At 67.7% G+C, this 22,820-nt stretch carries 22 protein-coding genes; 12 read left to right on the top strand and 10 right to left on the bottom strand.

Annotation, left to right across the window (positions count from 1 at the left end; genetic code table 11):
- Nucleotides 1-31: 31 nt before the first annotated feature.
- The 3 genes from HRU81_05155 to HRU81_05145 all read right to left on the bottom strand — a co-directional run bounded on the left by HRU81_05155 (nucleotide 32) and on the right by HRU81_05145 (nucleotide 5,125).
- Complete coding sequence (locus HRU81_05155) at nucleotides 32-1,960, bottom strand: hydantoinase B/oxoprolinase family protein (GenBank protein ID QOJ31535.1); 1,929 nt, start codon at nucleotides 1,958-1,960, stop codon at nucleotides 32-34.
- Nucleotides 1,961-1,987: 27 nt separating this feature from the next.
- Complete coding sequence (locus HRU81_05150) at nucleotides 1,988-4,042, bottom strand: hydantoinase/oxoprolinase family protein (protein ID QOJ31534.1); 2,055 nt, start codon at nucleotides 4,040-4,042, stop codon at nucleotides 1,988-1,990.
- A gap of 150 nt (nucleotides 4,043-4,192) precedes the next feature.
- The gene (locus HRU81_05145) at nucleotides 4,193-5,125 is read right to left on the bottom strand and encodes a hydroxymethylglutaryl-CoA lyase (GenBank protein QOJ31533.1); all 933 of its coding nucleotides are present in this window, start codon (nucleotides 5,123-5,125) and stop codon (nucleotides 4,193-4,195) included.
- A 240-nt stretch (nucleotides 5,126-5,365) separates the two neighbouring features.
- Here HRU81_05145 and HRU81_05140 point away from each other — a divergent pair, with 240 nt between their 5' ends.
- Nucleotides 5,366-6,580, top strand: coding sequence for a CoA transferase (locus HRU81_05140; protein QOJ31532.1), 1,215 nt, complete (start codon nucleotides 5,366-5,368; stop codon nucleotides 6,578-6,580).
- Nucleotides 6,581-7,435, top strand: a complete 855-nt coding sequence (locus tag HRU81_05135; GenBank protein ID QOJ31531.1) for a hypothetical protein — start codon at nucleotides 6,581-6,583, stop codon at nucleotides 7,433-7,435.
- Nucleotides 7,436-7,474: 39 nt separating this feature from the next.
- Here the strand turns inward: HRU81_05135 and HRU81_05130 are convergent, their stop codons facing one another.
- The 6 genes from HRU81_05130 to HRU81_05105 form a co-directional block, all read right to left on the bottom strand.
- Entirely contained in the window at nucleotides 7,475-7,795 is a 321-nt protein-coding gene (locus HRU81_05130) for a 2Fe-2S iron-sulfur cluster binding domain-containing protein (protein ID QOJ31530.1), read from the bottom strand.
- Between the two features lie 156 nt (nucleotides 7,796-7,951).
- Nucleotides 7,952-9,190 (bottom strand): hypothetical protein, encoded by a 1,239-nt coding sequence (locus HRU81_05125; protein QOJ31529.1) that lies wholly within the window; start codon nucleotides 9,188-9,190, stop codon nucleotides 7,952-7,954.
- Between the two features lie 79 nt (nucleotides 9,191-9,269).
- Complete coding sequence (locus tag HRU81_05120) at nucleotides 9,270-9,701, bottom strand: biopolymer transporter ExbD (GenBank protein QOJ31528.1); 432 nt, start codon at nucleotides 9,699-9,701, stop codon at nucleotides 9,270-9,272.
- Nucleotides 9,702-9,736: 35 nt separating this feature from the next.
- Nucleotides 9,737-10,171, bottom strand: coding sequence for a biopolymer transporter ExbD (locus HRU81_05115; GenBank protein QOJ31527.1), 435 nt, complete (start codon nucleotides 10,169-10,171; stop codon nucleotides 9,737-9,739).
- A gap of 1 nt (nucleotide 10,172) precedes the next feature.
- Nucleotides 10,173-11,060 carry a MotA/TolQ/ExbB proton channel family protein gene (locus HRU81_05110; protein ID QOJ31526.1) on the bottom strand — a complete coding sequence of 296 codons (888 nt, stop codon included), beginning with the start codon at nucleotides 11,058-11,060 and terminating at the stop codon, nucleotides 10,173-10,175.
- A 96-nt stretch (nucleotides 11,061-11,156) separates the two neighbouring features.
- Nucleotides 11,157-11,768: an energy transducer TonB gene (locus tag HRU81_05105; GenBank protein QOJ31525.1), complete on the bottom strand. Its 612-nt coding sequence runs from the start codon at nucleotides 11,766-11,768 to the stop codon at nucleotides 11,157-11,159.
- Between the two features lie 447 nt (nucleotides 11,769-12,215).
- On the opposite strand from HRU81_05105, the gene HRU81_05100 reads away from it, so the two are divergent.
- Genes HRU81_05100 through leuB form a run of 4 tightly spaced genes read left to right on the top strand, consistent with a single transcriptional unit; the run spans nucleotide 12,216 to nucleotide 16,231 of the window.
- A complete protein-coding gene (locus HRU81_05100; protein ID QOJ31524.1) occupies nucleotides 12,216-13,154 on the top strand; it encodes a branched-chain amino acid transaminase in 939 nt (312 codons plus the stop codon).
- Nucleotides 13,151-14,560, top strand: a complete 1,410-nt coding sequence (gene leuC, locus HRU81_05095; GenBank protein QOJ31523.1) for a 3-isopropylmalate dehydratase large subunit — start codon at nucleotides 13,151-13,153, stop codon at nucleotides 14,558-14,560. Before HRU81_05100 ends, leuC begins: the two co-directional genes overlap by 4 nt.
- A 34-nt stretch (nucleotides 14,561-14,594) precedes the next feature.
- Entirely contained in the window at nucleotides 14,595-15,179 is a 585-nt protein-coding gene (leuD, locus tag HRU81_05090; protein QOJ31522.1) for a 3-isopropylmalate dehydratase small subunit, read from the top strand.
- Entirely contained in the window at nucleotides 15,167-16,231 is a 1,065-nt protein-coding gene (gene leuB, locus HRU81_05085) for a 3-isopropylmalate dehydrogenase (GenBank protein QOJ31521.1), read from the top strand. Before leuD ends, leuB begins: the two co-directional genes overlap by 13 nt.
- Here the strand turns inward: leuB and metB are convergent.
- Nucleotides 16,228-17,385, bottom strand: a complete 1,158-nt coding sequence (gene metB, locus HRU81_05080) for a cystathionine gamma-synthase (protein QOJ31520.1) — start codon at nucleotides 17,383-17,385, stop codon at nucleotides 16,228-16,230. The two genes, leuB and metB, sit on opposite strands and share 4 nt — an antisense overlap.
- Nucleotides 17,386-17,541: 156 nt before the next feature.
- Here metB and HRU81_05075 point away from each other — a divergent pair, with 156 nt between their 5' ends.
- The 6 genes from HRU81_05075 to hisH are packed head-to-tail and all read left to right on the top strand — an operon-like array spanning nucleotide 17,542 to nucleotide 22,813.
- A complete protein-coding gene (locus HRU81_05075; protein QOJ31519.1) occupies nucleotides 17,542-17,868 on the top strand; it encodes a hypothetical protein in 327 nt (108 codons plus the stop codon).
- Nucleotides 17,865-18,767, top strand: a complete 903-nt coding sequence (locus HRU81_05070) for an ATP phosphoribosyltransferase (protein QOJ31518.1) — start codon at nucleotides 17,865-17,867, stop codon at nucleotides 18,765-18,767. Before HRU81_05075 ends, HRU81_05070 begins: the two co-directional genes overlap by 4 nt.
- Nucleotides 18,764-20,089 carry a histidinol dehydrogenase gene (gene hisD, locus HRU81_05065; protein QOJ31517.1) on the top strand — a complete coding sequence of 442 codons (1,326 nt, stop codon included), beginning with the start codon at nucleotides 18,764-18,766 and terminating at the stop codon, nucleotides 20,087-20,089. Before HRU81_05070 ends, hisD begins: the two co-directional genes overlap by 4 nt.
- Nucleotides 20,086-21,147, top strand: coding sequence for a histidinol-phosphate transaminase (gene hisC, locus HRU81_05060; GenBank protein ID QOJ31516.1), 1,062 nt, complete (start codon nucleotides 20,086-20,088; stop codon nucleotides 21,145-21,147). Before hisD ends, hisC begins: the two co-directional genes overlap by 4 nt.
- Nucleotides 21,144-22,214 carry a bifunctional histidinol-phosphatase/imidazoleglycerol-phosphate dehydratase HisB gene (hisB, locus tag HRU81_05055; GenBank protein QOJ31515.1) on the top strand — a complete coding sequence of 357 codons (1,071 nt, stop codon included), beginning with the start codon at nucleotides 21,144-21,146 and terminating at the stop codon, nucleotides 22,212-22,214. Before hisC ends, hisB begins: the two co-directional genes overlap by 4 nt.
- 11 nt (nucleotides 22,215-22,225) lie before the next feature.
- On the top strand, nucleotides 22,226-22,813 hold the full coding sequence (gene hisH, locus HRU81_05050) for an imidazole glycerol phosphate synthase subunit HisH (GenBank protein ID QOJ33291.1): 588 nt from the start codon (nucleotides 22,226-22,228) through the stop codon (nucleotides 22,811-22,813).
- The last annotated feature ends 7 nt before the right edge of the window (nucleotides 22,814-22,820 follow it).

The following is a 22,820-nucleotide window of genomic DNA, read 5'->3' as shown; positions in this document are numbered from 1 at the left end:
GGCCCGGTACGGTGCCGCGCCAGCGCGAACCTCAGGCAGCCTTGCTGCCCTTGCGCTTGCCTGTGGACTTCGAAGCTGCCTTCTTGGCGGCCTCGATGAAGCGCGGCAGTTGCGGCTGCAGCGGCGGCGCCAGGCCGGTTTCCGCCTTGCAGCGCTTCTTCAGTTCCGGGATCGTGCCACCGAAGTTGAAGACCTGCGTCTTGCCCCGCTTCTTCGCCAGCTTGCCGCGCAGGGCAGCAGTGGCCTTCTGGTCCAGGCTGCCATCCTTCTTCAGCACCACGCCGTAGTTGGCCCTGGCGCCTGCTGCGGTCACGAGGCCCGCCTCGACATCGAACATCACTGCTGCCGGATCCCTCTGGTACGGGTCACCCCAGCCGCCACCGCCCCAGGTATCGAAGAGCAGCAGGTCGCCCTCCTGCACCGGAATGCGGTCGCACTTGGACGGGATGATCTCCTTGCCGCCATTCTTGCGGCGCAGCTCCTTGCGGCTGCGCTTCCCCGGGGTACCGCCGTTGACGCCCCACGGATAGGTCAGCCAGCGGTCATCGTGGATGGAAATCTCGCCATCCTCGAGGAAGCGGTAGCCCACGCGCAGCGCGTTGCCGCCACGGTGCTTGCCGGCGCCACCGCTGTCCGCAATGGTCTCGTAGGTCTCGATGCGCAGCGGGAAGTAGCTCTCCACGAACTCGTTGGGCACGTTGGTGAAGCTCGGCCACATCGAATGACCGTCCGGGCCATCGCCGAAGGGCCGGCCAGGCACGCCACCGAAGCCGATCTGGAACAGCTGGAACCATTTGCCGTTGCGGTCATAGCCGGAGTACATGAAGTGCGGGCTGTCGGAGAACCCGGCGGCGTTGAGGAACGCGGGATTGCCCTGGCCCAGCAGCCCCCCCAGCACGTCGAACAGGCGGCCAAGCGCATGGGTACGGCAGGAGAGCGCAGCCGGCTCCCGTGGCTTGAGCAGGGTGCCTTCGGGGATGTGCACTTCCATCAGGTCGTAGAAGCCGTCGTTGAACATGATCTTGGGGTCGAACACCATGATCATGTACACGCCGCAGAACATCTTGAACATCTCCTCGTTGAGGTAGAAGTTCACCGAGCTGATGGACTGCGGATCGGTTCCCTCGAAGTCGAACTTGACCTTCTCGCCCTCGCGCCACATGGCGCAGCGGAGCTTGTAGGGGCCCATTCCCATGCCGTCATCGCAGATATAGTCCTCGAAGTACTGCTTGTGCGTGGGGACTGTCGTCTTGATGAGGTGGGCCATGGCGCGCCGGTTGCGGTCCAGCAGGTCCTCCAGGGCAGAGTAGTAGACGTCATCACCGAAGCGGTTGGCCATCTCGATGACGCGCTTTTCCGCCGTGCGGATCGCCGCGACGATGGCGTTGAAATCGCTGCGGTTCCAGTGCGGCAGCCGGCAGTTGTGCAGGATGAGGTTGAGGATGTCCTCCTGCAGCACGTCCTTGCGGAAGATCTTCGTCGGCGGGATGCGGATGCCCTCTTCGAAGATCTGGCGGGCGTCGGTCGGCAGACTGCCCGGGACCTTGCCACCCACGTCCGTCATGTGTCCGAACATGGCGGCGTAGGCAACCAGCCGGCCATCCTTGAAGATGGGACGCAGCAGCAACCAGTCGTTGATGTGGCTCACCGCTCCCTTGCAGGAATAGGGGTCGGTGGTGAGGAACATGTCGCCTTCCTCGATCGTGCCATGGTAGGCCTCCTTGAAGCCGTAGATGAAACTGCCGAACTGGCCGACGACCATCTTGCCGTCGACATTGGCGATCATCGGAAATTCATCGTGCTGTTCACGGATGCCCGGCGACATCGCGGTACGGAACAGCACCGCATCCATCTCGTAGCGCGCGTTGAGCATCGCGTTCTCGATGATGTCCAGGGTGATCGGGTCTACGGATACCCGCTTGAACGCCCTGGGCCTGGTCTCGACAATCTTGGCTGGCATTTGTCTTCGCTCCCTGGTGTCCCGCGGCTATTCCGGGGTGATCAGAATGTTGCTGAAATCATCGACGCGGCCGATGTGGCCGGGAAGGATCAGCGTGGTCGTGTCCATCTGCAGGATCACGGCCGGACCCTTCACGACGTTTCCGGCCTTGAGCCTGCTGCGATCGTAGAGCTTGCCCTTCTGGTCCCTTCCCTCCACGAACATCGTGTGTTCGCCCAGCACGGCGGCCGAGGCGTCGCTGCCACCCTTCTCGAGGCGCAGCGCCATGACGGCCGTCGCCTTGCCCTGGGCTACTGCGCGGAGGTTGACGATCTCCTTCTCCTCCGGAAGCGCGAAAGTGAACAAATGACGGTGCATCTCGTCGAAGCGCTCGCCCACCACGTCCAGGCCGCGCTGCTCCAGCTCGGCAATGTCGAAGTCCACCGTCAGCAGCAACCCCTGCCCGTGGTAGCGGATATCCACCTGGTAGGACTGCGTCTGCTCCGCGCGCGGGATTCCCTCCTGGTCCAGCGCCTTTGCGGCATTGGCCGCCAGTTGCCGGAAGATCTTGCTGATCTCCTTGCCACTGGTCTGGCTGAAACCGCGGATGAAGGTGCGTGAAGCCTCGTCACGCACGCTGGTGGTGGCATCGCCCAGGGCACAGAGCACGCCGGGGCCTTGCGGGATGATGACCGGCCAGGCGCTGGACAGCTTGCCGAGCGCGTTGGCGTGCAGCGGGCCGGCCCCGCCGAAGCCCATCAGCGCGAAGTCGCGCGGATCGTAGCCCTTCTCGACCGACACCAGGCGCAGCGCGCCGTACATGTTCTCGTTGACGATGTCGATGATGCCGGCAGCCGCCTGCTTCACCGACAGCTTGAGGGCCTTGGCCACCTTGGAGACGGCAGCCTCTGCCAGGTCGCGGCGAATCACCATGTCACCACCGAGGCGCACTTCGCCACTCGGCAGATAACCCAGCACCACGTTGGCATCGGTGACCGTCGGCTCGACGCCACCCTTGTCGTAGGCTGCGGGCCCCGGCACCGCACCCGCGCTTTGCGGGCCCACGCGGAGTGCCCCGGTGATCTCCGGCACGTAGGCAATGGATCCGCCACCGGCGCCTACGGTGCGCACGTCCACCGACGAAGCACGCACCGTGACCTCGTGCACGCTGGTCTCACGACGCAGCTGCGCTTTGCCATCCTGGATCAGCGCCACGTCCGTCGAGGTGCCGCCCATGTCGAAGGTGAGGATATCCTTGAAACCAGCCTGGGTGCCGACCCAGATGGCACCGGTCACGCCGCCTGCGGGACCGCTCATCAGCATGTTGACCGGATACGCTTCGGCTGCCTTGGCGGATGCCAGGCCACCGTCCGAACGCAGCACATGGAGCTGCACGTTCTTCATCTTCTTCTTCAGCTCGCGGTGCAGGTTGCGCACGTAGCGGGAAACCTTGGGGCCGACGTAGGCATTCGCCACGGTCGTGACCGTGCGCTCGTATTCCTGCATCTCCGGCACCACCTCCGACGACAGGGACACCGGGATGCCCGGCAGCACCTTGGCCGCGACCCCGGCGATCTCCTGTTCGTGGACAGGGTTGGCGAAAGAGTTGATCAGTGAGACGGTGAGGGATTCGATACCCTTCTTGCCAAGCGCCTTGAGGTCCCTGGCGAGCCTGGTCTTGTCCAGCCGGGTCACCACCTCGCCCCTCGCACCGATGCGCTCCACGGCCTCGATGGTGAGGGCCAGCGGCGCCAGCGGTGGCGGCTTGTTGTAGATGACCCAGCCGCCGAGTCCTCCGGGAACGAAGGATCGCGCAATCTGCAGCACCTGCCTGTAGCCCTTGGTGGTGACCAGCCCCACCTTGGCACCGGTGTGCGTGAGGATGGTGTTGGTGGCGACCGTGGTGCCGTGCATCACATGGGTGATTTCGTTCGGATCGATGCCGGCAATCTGGCAGACGCGCTCGATGCCATTGAGCACGCCGACCGAGGAATCATGCGGCGTGCTGGGCACCTTGGCCGAATGAAAGTCCCCGGTCTTTTCGTTCACGAGGATCAGGTCGGTGAAAGTTCCGCCGACATCGACCCCAAGATGGTAGCTCATACGCTCACCTCGACGCTTTCGCGTTTCTTCGTCATACCACACAGCCGCACAGGACCAACGCGGGCCCCTGCTTGCGGGAAAATTGGTCCGGGCTCACTGGATTCGGTCTGGTGCTGTCAGTGTCCCGTGCATGCAGTTCGCGGCGCCTGCTCAGCCTGCCGCCCGATGCTGCTCTGCGATCTTCGGAAAGATACCGGCTTTCGGCAGCATGGCCGGGGTGCTACGGCCCAGCTGCTCCTGCAGCCACCTGCTGGTCTCGATCACCCGTTCCAGCGAGATGCCCGTCTGCACGCCAGAACGATCCAGCATGTAGAGCAGGTCATCAGTGGGGATATTGCCTGTCGCTGCCGGCGCAAATGGGCAGCCGCCGATGCCACCGATGCTCGCGTCCAGCGAAGCCACACCAGCATCCACGGCGGCCTGGGCATTGGCGAGACCGGTGTTCCTGGTGTTGTGGAAGTGGCAGCGGATGGGGACGCCCGGGGCACGCTCGCGGATGGCCTGGATCATCTCCGTCACCTGGTTCGGGACACCGACGCCGATGCTGTCGGCAATGCCGAGTTCGACGGGCTCACCGGCCAGCACCTGGTCCACGAGATCGAGCACCCGCTGCAGCGGAACCTCGCCCTCGAACGGACAGCCGAATGCGGAGGAGATCATCACGTTGGCGCGCATGCCGGCTGCCCTCGCCTCCCTGGCGATCGCCAGCCAGGCGTTCACCGACTCGCTGGTCGGCACGCCCTGGTTGCGCTGGTTGTAGGTATCGCTGGCGACCACCGCCATGCCGATCTCGCCGAGCCCGGCATCGCGGGCGCGCTCGAAGCCCTTCAGGTTGAGGACGAGGCCGATGTAGCGGACATCGCTCCTCTGTGGCAGGCCCTTGATGACGGCCTCGGCGTCGGCCATCTGCGGCACGCGCTTCGGATGCACGAAGCTGGTGACCTCGATCGCACGGACGCCGGCGTCGATGGCGCGCCGGATGAACTCGACCTTCGCCTCGGTGCCGAGGATCTCCGGCTCGCTCTGCAGCCCATCCCGTGGACCGACCTCGATGATGGAAATCCGTCGTTGCAACTTCGTCATGGCTGCCTTGCAGGCCATCTAAAATGAGGTATTGTTATACAAGGCATTGGGCGATACAACCCGCGGCCAGCGCGAGCTGAACGCATCACGCCCAGCGAATCCGTGCCTTGCCTCGACCCGCTTTACCGCTGCCCATCATGCCATGATGCCGCGGAAGGCGAACGGCGGGCTGGCATTCGCATTGACACCGTGCCGCCGGCTGCGCCGCCGCGTGCGCACACTGCTTGGAAGGGATTGGATATGAGCACGGAAACCAGCAAGACGCCAGGGCCCCTTGCGGGCGTGCGCGTCATCGAGATGGGGACATTGCTGGCTGGTCCATTCTGCGGCCAGCTGCTCGGCGACTTCGGTGCCGAGATCATCAAGATCGAACCGCCAGGCCAGGGCGACCCGATGCGCGACTGGGGCCGCGAGAAGTCGCACGGCATGTCGCTGTGGTGGCCGGTGGTGGCCCGCAACAAGAAGTCCGTGACCCTGAACCTGCGCGAGGCCGAGGGCCAGGCCATCGCCCGCTCCCTCATCGGCAAGGCCGATTTCCTGCTGGAAAATTTTCGGCCGGGCACCATGGAGAAGTGGGGCCTGGGTTACGAACAGCTGCGCCAGGCCCACCCGGGGCTGATCATGGTCCGGGTTTCCGGTTTCGGGCAGACCGGACCGTATGCCAAGCGTGCCGGTTTCGGTGCGGTCGGCGAAGCGATGGGCGGACTGCGTTACGTCTGCGGGGATCCCTCGACACCGCCCAGCCGGATGGGCATCAGCATCGGTGATTCGCTCGCAGCCACCTTCGCCTGCATCGGGGCCCTGTCCGCACTCCACCACCGGGAAAAGACCGGCCAGGGCCAGGTCGTGGATTCGGCCATCTACGAGGCCGTGCTGAACATGATGGAGTCGCTGATCACCGAGTATGACAAGGCCGGCTATATCCGCGAACGCACCGGCGCCATCCTGCCGAACGTGGCGCCCTCGAACGTTTACCCGACCAGCGATGGCCAGTTCATCCTCATTGCCGCCAACCAGGACACGGTGTTCAAGCGCCTGGCGGAGGCCATGGGCCGGCCGGAACTGGCGGCCGACCCGCGCTATGCCAGCCATTCCTCGCGTGGCGCCAACCAGAAGGAACTCGATGACCTGATCTCCGACTGGACCCGGACCATCGCCGCCGGACGCCTGGAGACGCTGATGGAGGAGTTCGGCATCCCTTCGGGCAAGATCTACCGCACGCCCGAGATGCTTGCCGATGCACACTTCCAGGCGCGCCAGGCGATCATCAGCGTGGCTCATCCACGCTTCGGCCAGCTGAAGATGCAGAACGTCGCACCCAAGCTCAGCGCCACGCCCGGTACTGTTCGCAGCCCGGCTCCGGAACTGGGCGAGCACAACCGCGAGGTGTACGGCGGGCTGCTTGGTTTCTCCGACACGCGCATGGCCGAGCTGCACGCCGCCGGTATCATCTGAGTGGGCGACCAGGCCGCGCCTGGCCCAGGCATCGGGCCCATCACCGGCGTGACCATCGCCACGCCGGATCTCGCAGCCAGCGAGGCGGCCTATGGGCGCCACCTCGGATACCGCGTCCGCCAGCGTGGGAGGATCAGCGCAACGCAGGCCACGGCCTGGCAGCGGCCCGCGGCAGCCGGCGCGCGCTATATCAGCCTGGTGCCGGAAGCCGCCGATGACTTCGAATTCCGCTTCATCGAGGTACCGGCGCCACCCGCACCCTATCGTGCGTTCTCCGCATTTGGCTGGAATGCCGCGGAACTGATCGTCCGCGATGTCGACGCCCTGGCCGGCGAGCTGGCCGGAGGGGATTTCGAGATCCTCGGTCCGCCCCAGGACCTGTCCTTCACCGATGCCATCCGCGCCATGCAGATCCGCGGGCCGGCCGGCGAGATCCTCTATCTCACGCAGTTCAAGCGGGACCTGCCGGCCTTGCCGGCACCGCCGGCGCGCTGCAAGGCCGACCGTGTCTTCATCGTGATTGTCGGCGGACCCTCGCTGGACGACCTGCTCGGCTTCTATGCCGACCAGTTCGGCATCAGCGCCCCGCAGCGGATGGAATCGCGTGTGAAAGCCATGTCGGAGGCCTTCGGGCTGTCTCCGGAGGAGCGCTATCCGATCGCCGCCCTGCCGTTGCAGGCACGATGCTACATCGAGGCGGACCAGATGCCGGCCGCGGCCCGTCCGCCGCCAACCCCTTCCGGCGAACTGCCACCCGGTATTGCGGTCGTTTCCTTTGCCAGCCAGCGACCAGGCGCAACCACAGCGCTGAGTGGACCAGCCGGAGAAATCATCGAGATCGTTGGCGGCCGCTGAGCAGCGGCAGCCTCGTCCCGCAGCAGGCAGGGCCGCCGGTCAGCCTTCGTTGTCAGCCACCTGCAGTTCGAGACCGTCGAGGGCATCGGTGATTTCGATCTGACAGGTCAGGCGGCTGTTCGCCCGCCGCTCCCTGGCGGATTCCAGCATGGCCTCTTCCATGTCGCTCGGCGGCGGCAGCTTCGCCAGCCACTCGTCCGCCACATAGGCATGGCAGGTGGCGCAGGCGCAGGCACCACCGCATTCGGCGACGATACCGGCGACGTCATTGTCGACGGCCCCTTCCATCGCCGTGGAACCGATGGGCACATCCACCTCGATGCGACGGCCTTCGCTGTCGTGATAAATTACCCTCGGCACAGGGCTGCACCTCATGACATGACCGTGGCCTCCGGCGAGCGCAGGCGGCAACCAGTCAGGACCGGAAAGACACCGCCGCCCTGACGGGCGGCGGTGCAGTGACAAACAAACGGATCCGGGAGGGCCGGGCCCGGGAACTGGCCCCCAAAGCTGGCCTCAGCTCGTGCCGCTTCGTGCCACGATGGTCCACAGGCGGGCCAGGTCGGCCATCTGCGGGTCGCCGTTGACCTGCTCGAAGGCCTTGGCGGCATCCGCCTTCTTGCCCAGCTTCAGGTCGGCAATCCCCAGCATGATCTGCGCCTGGTCGGGATCACGGACGCCACCCTTGGTGAGGCCCTTGGCCAGGGCCGCAGCGGCCTTGTCGTACTGCCCGAAGCTGGAGTAGGCCATGCCGAGGGCCACATCGCCCTGGCCGGTGGTGCCCTTCTGGGCGTCCTTCTCGAACTGCGGCAGCGATTGCAGATCCTTTGCAGCGGCCGCCTTCGCATCGTCGAAGCGGCGCTTGTAGCGGTCCGCCTCGGCCTTGTTTGCCGGATCGACCACCTTGGCGGCATAGCCGGCCTCGAGCGCACTCTTGGCCTCGCCCGGGAGGCCTGCCTCCAGGAGCAACTCGGCCATCTCGAGGTACTGGTCAGCCGAGCTGAGCGTGCCGACCTGCTGTGCGAGGCGCAGGGTATTGAGCATGACCCTGTCGGAAGCCTTCTGGTTGAGGCGGGTACCGATGAGAAAGTTCCAGTACTCCGGCTTCGGGTACAGCCGCACCAGCTTCTCCATGGTCTTCGCCGCACCATCCTTGTCGCCCATGTTGACCTGGGCGCTGCGCACCAGCTGCAGCCAGTTCTCGTCGACCGTCTTGCCAGCCTGCTCGGCGCTCTTGATCGCGCCCTGCATGATGGAAACCGCTTCCTTGTAGTCCTTCTGCAGGTAATGCGCTTGTGCAACCAGCACGCGCGTGTCGATATCCTGCCCGCCGGCCTTGATCCAGCGATCGCCATACTCCATGACCTTCGGGTAGTTCTTGGTCGCGGTATTGAGCTGGACGATGGTCTTCAGTCGGTCGTCGACCTGCTCCGGCGGCAGCCTGCCCGATGCCAGGCTCCCCTCGTAGAGCCTGGCGACGTCCGCATACTTCCGCTGCTGCAGGAGGACGTAGGCCTTGAATTCGTTGATCTGGAACTGGTCGAATGCGGTCTTGCTGCTGACGGCGTCAGCCTCGGCCACCTTGGCCAGCGCCTGGTCCCACTGCTTCTTCTGGATGGCTTCCTGGGCCGCCTTCATCGGCTTGGCGACCTTGGCGCTGATCTTGTCCTCGGCCATGGACTGGCCGGCAGCCAACAGGCTGGCCAGGACGACCAGCATGGCGCCCAGGGCGCGGAATGATGCGTTTGCTCGCATGATCGTGGCTCTCTCCTGCTATGCCATTGAAGGCTTGGACCTGGCCTGCAGCCAAAGGGTTGCAGGCCAGGTCATGCTGCTATTCAGCAAACTGCTCCATGCCGACGAAGCCGATCTTGTTCACGCCCTGACGCTGTGCAAGCGCGAGGACCTTGGCAACGACGTCGTACTTGGCCCGCTTGTTGGCGCGGATGTGCAGTTCCGGCTGCGGCTCCTTGACGGCTTCCTGGCTGAAATACTGCTCCAGCGTGTTGAGGCTCGGAACTGGCGTCTGGTTCCAGAGGATGGTGCCGTCGTAATCGATCTCGAGCTCGATGACCTCCGGTGGAACCGGGGGCGTCACCGCATTCGGATTGGGCCGCGGCATGTCGAGCTTCACGGCGTGGGTCATGATCGGGATGGTGACGATGAACATGATGAGGAGCACCAGCATGACGTCGATCAACGGCGTCATGTTGATGTCCAGCATCGGGTCGTCGTCGCGGCCCCCGCCGCTAACGTTCATTCCCATGTCTGTGTCTCCCTCAGGGGTGCCCCGCCGGCGGGCTAGCGGCGCATGCCGCGGTCGGGCTCGGTGATGAAGCCTACCTTGATGACGCCACCGCGCTGGATCAGGTAGATGACACGCCCCACCGACTCGAATTTAGCCCGGCCGTCGCCGCGGATGTGGATCTCGGGCTGAGGATCCTGCACGGCGACCGACTTGACCAGTTCCAGCAGCGCCTGGTCGTCGGGCACCCGGGCCTGGTTCCAGAACACGTCACCCGCGGCGTTGATGGCCACGGTGACGTTTTCCGGCTTGGTCTTGGTCGGCTGGTTGGCAACCTTGGGCAGTTCCACCGGGACCGTCTGCGTGATCACCGGAATGGTGATCAGGAAGATGATCAGCAGCACCAGCATGATGTCCACGAGGGGCACCACGTTGATGTCGGACATCGCCTTGTCGTCGCCACCGCCCTCGCCGGGGACCGACATGCCCACTTTACTTGCTCCGCTGGCCCGGAGCGTCCATGCGGGCACCGCTCACCAGGTACTGCTGCACTTCGGTGGCGAAGTAGCGAACCTCTTCCAGCAGGGCCTTGTTGCGACGCAGGAGCCAGTTGTAACCCAGCACCGCGGGCACCGCGACCGCAAGGCCGAGGGCGGTCATGATCAACGCCTCGCCCACCGGGCCCGCCACCTTGTCGATGCTCGCCTGGCCGGCGATGCCGATGGCGATGAGCGCGTGGTAGATGCCCCACACCGTGCCGAACAGGCCGATGAACGGCGCGGTCGAGCCAGCGGTCGCCAGGAAGGACAGGCCGCTCTGCATGTCGTTGGTCACCTTGTCCACCGCACGCTGCAGCGAGGCGGTGATCCACTCATGCAACGGGATCTGGTCCGTCAGGCGCCCCTCGTGGTGCCGGGCAGCCTTGACACCCTGCTCCGCGATGAGCCGGAACGCGTTGTCCGGATCGTTCAGGGTGGCAATGCCATCCTGCAGGGACTTGCCGGCCCAGAAGCCCTTGTCCGTCTGGTTGAACTGGCGACGCAGGCGGGCCTGGTCCCAGAGCTTGGTCAGGATGATGAACCAGGAAGCGAACGACATGACGACCAGGATGACCAGCGTCCCGCGGGCCACGAAGTCGCCTTGCGCCCAGAGCTGGCTCAGGCCGTACGGGTTGGCCTTTTCCTCGGTCTGTGCCGGCTCGGCGGCCGGGACATCGACCGGTGCCTCCGCCGGGGCCATTTCGGCCGGAGCCGGCGCGGTGGCATCCGCTGCGGGCAGGGTCGTCGTTTCGGCGGTGGCCGGTGCTGCTGTAGCGGCGTCGGTCGTCGGCTGCTGGGCCGCGAGCGCGATGCTCAGAGCGAGAGCTGCTAGTTCAACCATGATTGCGTCTTCCCCTCAAGTACGTAGCTCAGTTCGTTACTGTCCGTCATAACCCGCGTCGCCCCGTGAACCGTGGCGACGCTGGCCATTCTTCCCCTACCGTTCGTTCACGATCTTCCAGACGACGCGGAATTCAAACCACATGGGCACCGGCTTGCCGCCCTCGGTGCCAGGCATGAATTTCCATGCGCGCTTGGCGTGCCGCAAAGCCGCCTCGTCCAGCTGCTCGTGGCCGCTGCTCTGGGCGATCTGGGCATCGCCGACACTGCCATCCTCGAGGATGTACAAGCGCAGGACCGTGGAGCCCTCGAGGCCGAGGCGCTTGGCCTGCGGCGGGTAGTCGGGAAGGCTCGGCGGCCGGCGCGGGTTCTGCTTTGGCGGAACGCGCGCGATGGCCACCGGGGCCGGTGGCGGCTTGGCCACGGGCTTCTGGGTGGTGGCCGTGATGGCAGTGGTCGCGGTGGTCTCGACCGGCAGGTCGATCGAGATATCCGGAGGCGGTACGAATGGCGGTGGCGTGGTTTCGATCTTCGGCGGCGGCGGCGGTGGCTTGTCCTGGTCTTCCTTGACCTCCTCGATCATCTTGGTCTCGATCGGCCCGTAGATCATCTCCACGGCCTGGTGCGCGAGACCTGCATTGAGGACATAGACGAAGCCCACATGCAGCGCCACGATACCGACGAACACCAGCGCGCGCCGTGAGAGCATGGGTGTACTGACTGCGACGGCCATATCAACCTGGACTGATCAACCTGTTCAGACTTGCCCCCGCGGCAAGCTGCCGCCGGGGCGCGTATGTTGCCACAAGCTCCGGGCAAATCACCACAAGCATAGCGCATGGACGCCATGCGCTCGTACCCGAACCGCAGGAGTGGGCTGCTGCCGGCCGGGCCCGGGCCGCCACTCGGGGCGCGCCGGCTGCCCTGCACGCCGCAATTGCCGTGAAGCTGCAGGACGCAGTGCTGGAATATAATGGCGGCAGATTCCGCTGCTCCGGCATCGGCCTGGCCGGCACCGGGGCACTGGCCCACCTGGACGTCATCCACCGCAACTTCGGCGCGGCGTAGCTCCGGACCGACAAACGGTGTGCGGGCCGGGCTGGAGCGCGGGCTCCCGAGCCACAGCGGATGCAGCTGTTTCCCGAGGAAAGACAACATGCCCATCAAGACGAGTGAGTGGATCTGGCACAACGGCAAGCTGGTGCCCTGGGCCGAGGCCAAGGTCCATGTCCTGACCCATGCCCTGCACTACGGCTCCTCCGTGTTCGAGGGCATCCGCGTCTATGCCACGCAGCGTGGCCCCGTGGTGTTCCGCCTGCAGGCGCACACGCGCCGCCTCCTCGAATCGGCGAAGATCCATCGCATCGAGGTGCCCTGGTCCGCGGCGCAGATCGATGCCGCATGCAGGGAGGTCGTGCTCCGCAACGGCCTGACCCGCGGCGCCTACATCCGGCCCATCGTCTACCGTGGCTACGGCGAGGTCGGCCTCGCCCCGCCGCCCGGCCAGCCGATCGACATGGCCGTCGCGGCCTGGGAATGGGGCGCCTACCTCGGGGCCGACGCCCTCGAGCAAGGCGTCGACGTCTGCGTCTCGTCCTGGCAGCGCGTCGCGCCCAACACGATCCCGGCGCTGGCCAAGGCGGGCGGCAATTACCTCTCCAGCACGCTGGTCAGCCTGGAAGCCAGGCAGCGCGGCTTTGCCGAGGGCATCGCGCTTTCCACCGACGGCACGGTGAGCGAAGGCGCAGGCGAGAACATTTTCCTGGTGCGCGACGGCATCCTGTACACGCCACCCTCCACCGCCTCCATCCTCACCGGGATCACGCGCGACAGTGTCATGGTGCTGGCCCGGCAGGCAGGGATCGAGGTGCTGGAGCGGCCCATTCCGCGGGAGATGCTCTATATCGCCGACGAGATCTTCCTGACCGGCACGGCTGCCGAAATCACGCCGGTCCGCTCGGTCGACCGGATCGGCGTCGGTGCCGGCAAGCGGGGCCCGGTCACCCGGCGCCTGCAGGATGCCTTCTTCGGCCTGTTCAGCGGTGCGACCAGCGACCAGTGGGGCTGGCTCGAGCCCGTGGAGAGTTCGACATGAGCAAGCGTTCCCTGTTCGAGAAGGTCTGGCAGGACCACCTGGTGGTGCCGGAGACCGCCGACGCGCCGGCGGTGCTCTACATCGACCTGCACCTGACCCACGAGGTCACCACGCCGGAAGCGTTTAACGTACTGAAGTCGCGCGGGCTCCCGGTGCGTCGCCCGGACCTGACGCTCGCCACGCTGGACCATTCGACGCCGACGGTGCCGGTGCGCAGCCTGAAAGATCTGGAGCGCGTCGCCGAATCCTCGGCGGCAGCGCAGATCCGCGTCATGATCGAGAACTGCCGCGAGGCCGGCATCCGCCTGCTCGATTTCGACTCCGACCAGCGGGGCATCGTCCACATCATCGGGCCGGAGCTCGGCATCACCCAGCCCGGCAAGACCATCGTCTGCGGCGACAGCCACACCAGCACCCATGGCGCCTTCGGCGCGCTGGCCTTCGGCATCGGCACCACCGAGGTCGGCCACGTGCTCGCCACGCAGTGCCTGTTGCAGCGCAAGCCGAAGACGCTCGCCATCGATGTCTCCGGCCACCTGGCCCGCGGCGTCACCGCCAAGGACATCATCCTCGCCATCATCGGCAAGATCGGTGTCGGCGGCGGCACCGGCCATGTCATCGAGTACCGGGGCGAGGCCATCGGCGCGCTGTCCATGGACGAGCGCATGACGGTCTGCAACATGAGCATCGAGGCCGGCGCCCGGGCCGGGATGATCGCCCCGGATGACGTGACCTTCCAGTACCTCCACGGCCGGCAGATGGCGCCCGACGGCGCCGCCTGGGACCAGGCCGTGAAGCGCTGGCGCAGCCTGCCCTCCGACGCCGGCTGCCACTTCGACCGCGAAGTCAGCCTCGATGTCTCGCGGCTCGCGCCCATGATCACCTTCGGCACCAACCCGGGCATGGTCATTCCGGTCGATGCCGCCGTGCCCGCGGACAGCGGCGATGCCAGCTTCCGCAAGTCGCTGGCCTACATGGGCGTGGAAGCCGGCAAGCCGATGCTGGGTCGCCCGGTGGACGTGGTCTTCATCGGCAGCTGCACCAACTCCCGGCTTTCCGACCTGCGCGAGGCCGCCAGCCTGCTGCGCGGACGCCAGGTCGCGGGTTCGGTGCGCGTGCTGATCGTGCCGGGCTCGCAGGCCACCAAGAAGCAGGCGGAGGCCGAGGGACTGGACCAGGTCTTCACCGCCGCGGGCGCCGAATGGCGCGAGTCCGGCTGCTCGATGTGCCTGGGCATGAACGGCGACACCGTGGGTCGCGGCCAGATCTGTGTCAGCACCAGCAATCGCAACTTCGAGGGACGCCAGGGCATCGGCGCGCGCACCGTGCTGGCCAGTCCGCTGACGGCAGCCGCCACGGCCATTGCCGGCCGCATCAGCGACCCGCGCGAACTGCTCCCGCAATAAGCACCAGCAAAACTCCAAGCCGAGGCCGCCAGCCATGGACAGGATCACCCGCTTCACCTCCCGGACGGTCGTGCTGCCGCAGTCGGATATCGACACGGACCAGATCGTGCCGGCCCGTTTCCTCACCACCACCACCCGCAAGGGGCTGGGCAAGGCGCTGTTCGCGGACTGGCGCTACGACAAGGCAGGCCAGCCGCGCGCGGATTTCGCGCTGAACCGGCCCGAGGCCGCCGGCTGCGAGATCCTCGTCGCCGGCAACAACTTCGGTTGCGGCTCCTCGCGCGAACACGCGCCGTGGGCACTGGTGGACTTCGGCATCCGCGCCGTCATCAGCACCGGCATCGCCGACATATTCCGCAACAACTCGCTGAAGAACGGCCTGGTTCCCGTCATCGTCGATGGCGCAACCCACGCCTGGCTGCTGGCCAATCCCGGCGCGGAGGTCACCGTGGACGTCGAATCGCGCAGCCTCGGCCTGCCCGGGGATCGTCGTGTCGAGTTCCCGCTGGACGGCTTTTCCCGCTACTGCCTCCTCAACGGCGTCGACCAGCTCGGCTACCTGCTCGGCCAGGCCGATGCCATCAGCCGCTTCGAGAAAGCCCGCGCATGGCAGCCCTGATCGGCGTCCTGCCCGGTGACGGCATCGGGCCGGAGGTCGTCGAGCAGGCGCTGCGGGTCCTCGATGCCATCGCGCGGCGCAGTGGGCAGCGCTTCGAGCTGCGGCATGGCCTGATCGGCGGGGCGGCCATCGACGCCACCGGCAAGGCCTTCCCGGAGGACACGCGACGCCTGGCACTGGAAGCCGATGCCGTGCTGCTCGGCGCGGTGGGTGGCCCGAAGTGGAGCGACCCCGCGGCGCGCGAGCGCCCCGAGCAGGGCCTGCTGGACCTGCGCGCGGCTATGGGCGTCTACGCCAACGTGCGTCCGGTGCGCACCCACCCGTCGCTCTACGACGCCTCCCCGCTCAAGGCCGAGCGCATCCGTGACGTCGACATCATGGTGATCCGCGAGCTGACAGGAGGCATCTATTTCGGCGCCAAGCAGCGCGAGGCCGACCGTGCCTCGGACCTCTGCAGCTACAGCCGCATGGAGATCGAGCGCGTGCTGCGCGTCGCGGCCGGCATGGCCCGCGGCCGGCGCGGCAAGGTCACCTCGGTGGACAAGGCCAACGTGCTGGAGACCTCGCGCCTGTGGCGCGCCGTCGCCGGCGAGCTCTTCGCCCGCGAGTTCCCCGAGCTGCAGCTCGAGCACATGCTGGTGGATGCTGCGGCGATGCACCTGCTGTCACGCCCGCGGGATTTCGACGTCCTGGTGACCGAGAACATGTTCGGCGACATCCTCACCGACGAGGCCTCCATGCTGGCCGGCTCCATGGGCATGCTGCCCTCGGCCTCCCTCGACGACAGGGCCCGTGGCCTCTACGAACCGATCCATGGCTCGGCCCCGGACATCGCCGGCCGCGGCATCGCCAACCCCTGCGGCACCATCCTCAGCGTCGCCATGCTGCTGCGGCATACGCTCGGCCTGGAAGCCGAGGCGGCACGCATCGAGCATGCAGTCCACGAGGTGCTGGACTCGGGCCTTCGCACCCGCGACATCGCCACCGCCGGCAGCCGCGAGGCCAGCACCGTGCAGATGGGCGATGCCGTGGTGGCCCGGCTGGACGCCTAGCCGAGGGACGAGAGCGCCGCGCGGACGTCCGCCACCAGGTCATCGGTGGCCTCGATGCCTGCCGAGAGCCTCACCAGGCCGTCGCCGATCCCCGCTGCCCTGCGCCCTTCCGGGCCCAGTGGCAGATGGGTCATCGTCGCCGGATGACAGGCCAGGCTCTCGACGCCGCCGAGCGACTCGGCCAGCGTGAACAGGCGCAGCTGGCCGAGGAACCGCCGGGCGGCATCCTGCCCGCCGCGCAACTCGAAGCTGAGCATGCCGCCGAAGCCCCGTTGCTGCCGCCTTGCCAGGTCGTGGCCCGGATGGCCGGGCAGCCCCGGATAGTGGACACGGGCCACGGCGGGGCTGGCGGCCAGGGTCTCGGCCAGCGCCCTGGCGTTGGTCTCGTGCTGGCGCATGCGCACGAACAGCGTGCGCAGCCCGCGCAGCGCCATGAAGCTGTCGAACGGCGCACCGGTCAGTCCGAGCGCATTCGCCCATGTCGCCAGCTCGGCGTGCAGGGCCGCATCCCTTGCCACGACGACGCCGGAGACGACGTCGCTGTGGCCATTGAGGTATTTGGTGGTCGAATGGATCACCAGGTCGGCGCCGGATTCCAGCGGACGCTGCAGCGCTGGCGACAGGAAGGTGTTGTCGACGGCCAGCAGGGCGCCGCAGGCATCGGCCACCTGGCGCAGCCGCGCGAGGTCCATGATCCTCAGCAGCGGGTTCGTCGGGCTCTCCACCCACAGCAGCCGCGCCGGCTCGCGCTCGGCCGCGGCCAGCTGGCCGGTATCGGCCAGGTCCATGAACCGCACCTGGAACAGGCCCCTGGCCGCGAGGCGGCTCAGCAAGCGGTATGTGCCGCCGTAGCAATCCACCGGTGCGATCACCAGGTCGCCGGGATTCAGCAGCTGGCAGGCCAGGGTGATCGCCGCCATGCCCGAGGCGGTGACTGTGGCGCCCGCACCGCCCTCGAGGTCGGCGATGGCGGCCGCCAGGGCATCGCGGGTGGGATTGGCGGTGCGGCTGTAGTCGTATTCGCGCGGCTTGCCGAAGCCTTCGAAGGTGAAGTTGGTGCTCAGCACGATCGGCGGCATCACCGCGCCGAACTGCTCGTCGCTGTCGATGGCCGCCCGCACGGTGCGGGTCTCGTGGCGGAAGCTGTCGCTCATGCGCTGCCTTTCGCGGTTCCGGCAGGGATTGGCGGGACCGCGAAGTGTAGGGAGCCCTGTTTGCAGGGGTCAAGGCGGGCGCCTGGCCGGGTGGCTTGCCCGGCATCCACTGCCGTGCTACTGTGCTAGCGTGTTAGTACGTTATTGCGGACGCCCATGAAGGACCATCGCATCCTCAACGCGCGCGAGGAACTCGCTGCCGAAGACCGCCTCTACCGGGCGATCCTCGCCTCGCGAAACATCGACGAGTGCCGGGCCTTCTTCCACGACCTGTGCACCCCCGCCGAGCTGCAGGCCCTCAAGGACCGCTGGGCAGTCGCCGAACTGCTGGCCGCAGGCGAACTCAGCTACCGCCAGATCCACGAGCAGACCGGGGTCAGCGTCACCACCATCGGGCGGGTCGCCCGCTACCTCAGCGCCGGCGCCGGCGGTTACGCCAAGGCCTTGCAGCGCACCACACGCCAGGGAAGACACGCACCATGACCGACCAGGCCTCCCGCATCAAGGTCGCCATCCAGAAATCCGGCCGGCTCACCGACCGGTCCCTGGAACTGCTCGAACGTTGCGGCTTGAAGTACACGCGCGGCCGCGACCAGCTCATCGGCTTCGGCGAGAACATGCCCGTCGATGTGCTGCTGGTCCGCGACGACGACATCCCCGGCCTGGTCCGCGACGATGTCTGCGACCTCGGCGTGGTCGGCATGAACGTGCTGGAGGAGCGGCGCCTGCAATTCCAGGCCGAGGGCATCGCCGAGCCGTTCCGCGTGGTGCGACCGCTGGATTATGGCCGGTGCCACCTCGCCTTCGGCTATCCGGAGGACGGGCCGGTGAGGTCGCTGGCCGACCTTCCCGGCCGGCGCATCGCCACCAGCTATCCGCGCATCGTGCAGGACTTCCTCCGCCGCAGCGGCATCACCGCGCAGGTCGTGGAATTCTCCGGGGCGGTGGAGATCGCGCCGAGCCTGGGCCGCGCCGATCTCATCTGCGACCTCGTGTCCACCGGCGCCACGCTCGCCGCCAATCGCCTGCGCGAGGGCGAAACCATCCTCGACAGCCAGGCGGTGCTGATCCAGACCCCGCGCGAGGTGCCGCCGGCCAAGCTGGAATGGATCACGCGGCTGCTCCAGCGCATCGATGGCGTCATGCAGGTGCGTGAGAGCAAGTACGTCATGATGAATGCCCCGGTCGCCGCGCTGCCCGAGATCACGCGCCTGCTGCCGGGCGCCGACGCGCCGACCGTGATTCCCCTGGAGGGCCGCGGCGACAAGGTGGCCGTGCATGTCGTCTGTCGCGAGAACGTCTTCTGGGAGACACTGGAGAACCTGAAGAAGGCCGGCGCCAGCTCGCTGCTCGTACTGCCCGTGGAGAAGATGCTGCCATGAGCACCGGCAGCCTGCTCACACGGGTGGACTGGTCCGTGCTGGACGAGGCCGGGCGGCGCTCGCTGCTGGAGCGCCCGGCGGTGCGCGGAGGCACCGGCCTGCCCGCGGCCGTGGCCGACATCATCGGCGAAGTGCGCAGCCAGGGCGATGCCGCGCTGCTGCGCCTCACCGCGAAGCTCGACGGCGTGACCCTGCGCGAGCTCGCGGTCAGCGACGCGGAAGCGGCCGCCACGCAGCGTGAACTCGATCCGGCAGCCATCCGCGCCATCGACGTCGCCATCCGCAACGTGAGGGCCTTCCACGCCGCCCAGCAGAGCCAGCCGGTCCGCGTCGAGACTGTGCCCGGCGTGGTTTGCGAGCGCGTCGTGCGCCCGCTGCGGGCCGTCGGCCTCTATGTGCCAGCCGGGCGCGCCCCCCTGCCCTCCACGGCGATCATGCTCGGCGTGCCGGCCGCGCTGGCGGGATGCCCGATCCGTGTGCTCTGCACGCCACCGCGGCCCGACGGCCGCGCGGATCCGGCGGTGGTGGTGGCCGCGCGCGCCTGCGGCGTGCAGCAGATCTTCAAGGTCGGCGGTGCCCAGGCCGTGGCCGCCATGGCCTATGGCACGGCCACGGTCCCCAAGGTCGACAAGATCTTCGGCCCCGGCAACGCCTGGGTCACGGCGGCCAAACAGGCGGTGGCGCTCGATCCCGCCGGAGCGGCCCTCGACATGCCGGCAGGCCCCTCCGAAGTGATGGTGGTCGCCGATGCCGGGGCCAACCCGCGCTTCGTGGCCCTCGACCTGCTGTCGCAGGCGGAACACGGGCCGGACTCGCAGGTGTTGCTGGTGACCACCGCCAGCGACATGGTGGACCGGGTGCGCGCCGAGATCGACGCCGCGCTGCCCGGCCTGTCACGGCGCGACATCATGGCCGAATCCCTGTTGCATGGTGCCGCCATCGTCGTCGCCAGCCTCGCCGAGGCCGTCGACGTCGCCAACCGCTATGCGCCGGAACACCTGATCCTGCAGGTTGCGGAGCCACGCCGCTGGATCGACGGCATCTGGAGCGCGGGCTCGGTGTTCCTCGGCCCCTGGACGCCGGAGTCGGTCGGTGATTACTGCAGCGGCACCAACCACGTGCTGCCGACCTATGGCCATGCCCGTGCCTACAGCGGGCTGTCGGTGACGGATTTCCAGCGGCACATGACCCTGCAGGAGGCCAGTGCGGCGGGCCTCGCGGCGCTGGCGCCGACCGTCGAGACCCTGGCCAGCCTCGAAGGCCTCGAGGCCCACGCCGCCGCCGTGCGCGTGCGGACCGGCGGTGGGGTGTCGCGGCCATGAGCAGCATCCTCGACCTCGTGCGTCCGGAGATCCGTCGCATGAAGCCGTACCGGAGCGCGCAGTTCGCCGACGGCCTCGTGCGCCTGAACGCCAACGAGAATCCCTGGCGGCCGCCCGGCGACCAGAGCAACGCGGGTCTCAACCGCTACCCGGAGCCGCGCCCCTTCGAACTCACCGCGAGCCTCGCGGCCCACTTCGGCGTGGCGGCAGCCCAGGTGCTGGTGACCCGCGGCTCGAGCGAGGCCATCGACGTGGTCATCCGCGGCTTCTGCCGCGCGGGCCGGGACGGCATCGTGATCTGCCCGCCGACCTTCGGCATGTACGAGACCTACGCGCAGATACAGGATGCGCCGATCCGGCGCGTTGCCCTGCTGCGTGACCGCGGCTACGCCGTCGACGTGGACGGCATCCTCGACCAATGGTCGGCCGCCACGCGGGTCCTGTTCCTCTGCTCGCCCAACAATCCGACCGGCAACAGCATGGCACTGGCCGATATCCACCGGCTGGCGACGGCGCTGGACGGCCGGGGCGTGGTCGTGCTGGATGGCGCCTACGCGGAATTTTCCGCTACCGATCCCACGCAGGAACTGCTGGGGCAGCATGCCAACGTGATCGTCCTGCGCACGCTCTCCAAGGCGCTGGCGCTGGCCGGCGTGCGCTGCGGGGCGCTGCTGGCCGCGCCCGAACTGGTGGCGTTGCTCGGATGCGTGCTGCCCCCCTATACCTTCCCCTCGCCCTGCGCCGAGGCGGTCCAGCGCTGTCTCGAGCCCGGTCATGCCGCCGAATGGCGCCGGCGCGTGGAACGCCTGCGGGCCGAGCGCGCCCGCCTCGCCGCTGCCCTGGCCAGCCTGCCCGATATCCGTCGCGTCTGGCCCAGTGACGCCAACTTCCTGCTGGTGGAAGCGGTCGATGCGCCGCGCCTGGTGGAAGCCGCCCGTCGTGGGGGCGTCCTGCTGCGCGACTTCAGCTGGGACCCCGGGCTGCCCGACTGCGTGCGCATCACCGTCGGCGATCCCGCCGAGAACGACCAACTGCTGGCAGCACTGGGCCGACCATGAGTACCGCGAAAATCGCTTTCCTCGACCGCGACGGCACGCTGATCCTCGAGCCGGCCGACGAGCAGGTGGACCGCCTCGACAAGGTGGCACTGGTCGAAGGGGTGATTCCCGCCCTGCTGCGCCTGCGGGCCGCCGGCTACGGCTTCGTCATGGTGAGCAACCAGGATGGGCTCGGCACCGCGAGTTTCCCGGAGGCTGATTTCCGCCTGGTCCAGGATTTCGTGCTGCGGCTGTTCGCCTCGCAGGGCCTCGTGTTCCGCGAGGTGTTCATCTGCCCGCACCGCCCGGCGGATGGCTGTGCCTGCCGCAAGCCCCGCACCGGCCTGCTGCGCGATTTCCTCGCCGCCACGCCCATCGACCGCAGCGCCAGCGTCGTCATCGGCGACCGCGAGACCGACCTCGAGCTGGCCGCGAACCTCGGCCTGCGGGGCCTGCGGCTGGATCCGCACCAGCCGGGCGCCTGGGCCGCCATCGCCCACGAGCTGGTGGACCTGCCGCGCCGGGCCAGCATCCGGCGCGAGACCCGCGAGACCCGCATCAGCTGCACCGTGGACCTCGATGCCGAGCAGCCGGTCGAGATCCGCACCGGCATCGCCTTCTTCGACCACATGCTCGAGCAGCTGGCCCGGCACGGCGGCTTCGCCCTGCAGCTGCGATGCGATGGCGACCTGCACGTCGACGAGCACCACACCGTGGAGGACACGGCGCTGGTCATCGGTGAAGCCCTGCGCCGCGCGCTCGGCGACAAGCGCGGCATCGGCCGCTACGGCTTCGTGCTGCCCATGGACGAGGCCCAGGCACAGGTGGCGATCGACCTCTCCGGGCGCGCGCATTCCAGCTTCGAGGGCATCTTCCCGCGCAACGAAGTGGGCGGCTTGCCGACCGAAATGGTCCCGCATTTCTTCCGTTCGCTGGCCGACAGCCTCGGCGCCGCGATCCAGATCAAGGTCGCTGGCGAGAACAGCCACCACATGGTGGAGTCCTGCTTCAAGGCCACGGGCCGCGCCCTGCGCCAGGCCCTGCTGCGCCAGGGCAGCAGCCTGCCGAGCACCAAGGGCGTGCTGTGAGCGCAGCGCCGGTGGCGATCATCGACGGCGGTGGCGCCAACATCGCCTCGCTGACCTTTGCGCTGGAGCGGCTCGGACGCACCGCGCTGCTGACCACCGACCACGACTGCATCCGCCGCGCCGGACACGTGATCCTCCCGGGCGTCGGTGCAGCGGGTGCCGCGATGGCCCGGCTTGCCGGCGCCGGCCTCGACCGCCTGATCCCGCAGCTCACGCAGCCCGTGCTCGGCATCTGCCTCGGCCTGCAGCTGCTGTACGAATCGTCCGAGGAAGACGACGTCCGCTGCCTGGGCGTGATCCCGGGCCGCGCGCAGCGCTTCGAGCCGGCGGCGGATCGCCCCGTACCCCACATGGGCTGGAACCGCATCCAGCCCACGGCAGACAGCGAACTGCTCGCCGGCATCGCGCCAGGCAGCCATGCCTATTTCGTGCACAGCTATGCCCTGCCGGTGGGCGCCGCCACCGTGGCCACCGCCACCTATGGCCGCGAGTTCACCGCCGTGGCCCGGATGCGCAACTTCCACGCCACCCAGTTCCACCCCGAGCGCTCGGGTCCCGCTGGGGCGGCCATCCTCGCCAACTTCCTGGACCGCTGCTGACACACAC

This window comes from Gammaproteobacteria bacterium, from assembly GCA_015709695.1.
Taxonomy (GTDB): domain Bacteria; phylum Pseudomonadota; class Gammaproteobacteria; order Steroidobacterales.
This window is presented reverse-complemented; position numbering and strand designations above follow the sequence as displayed.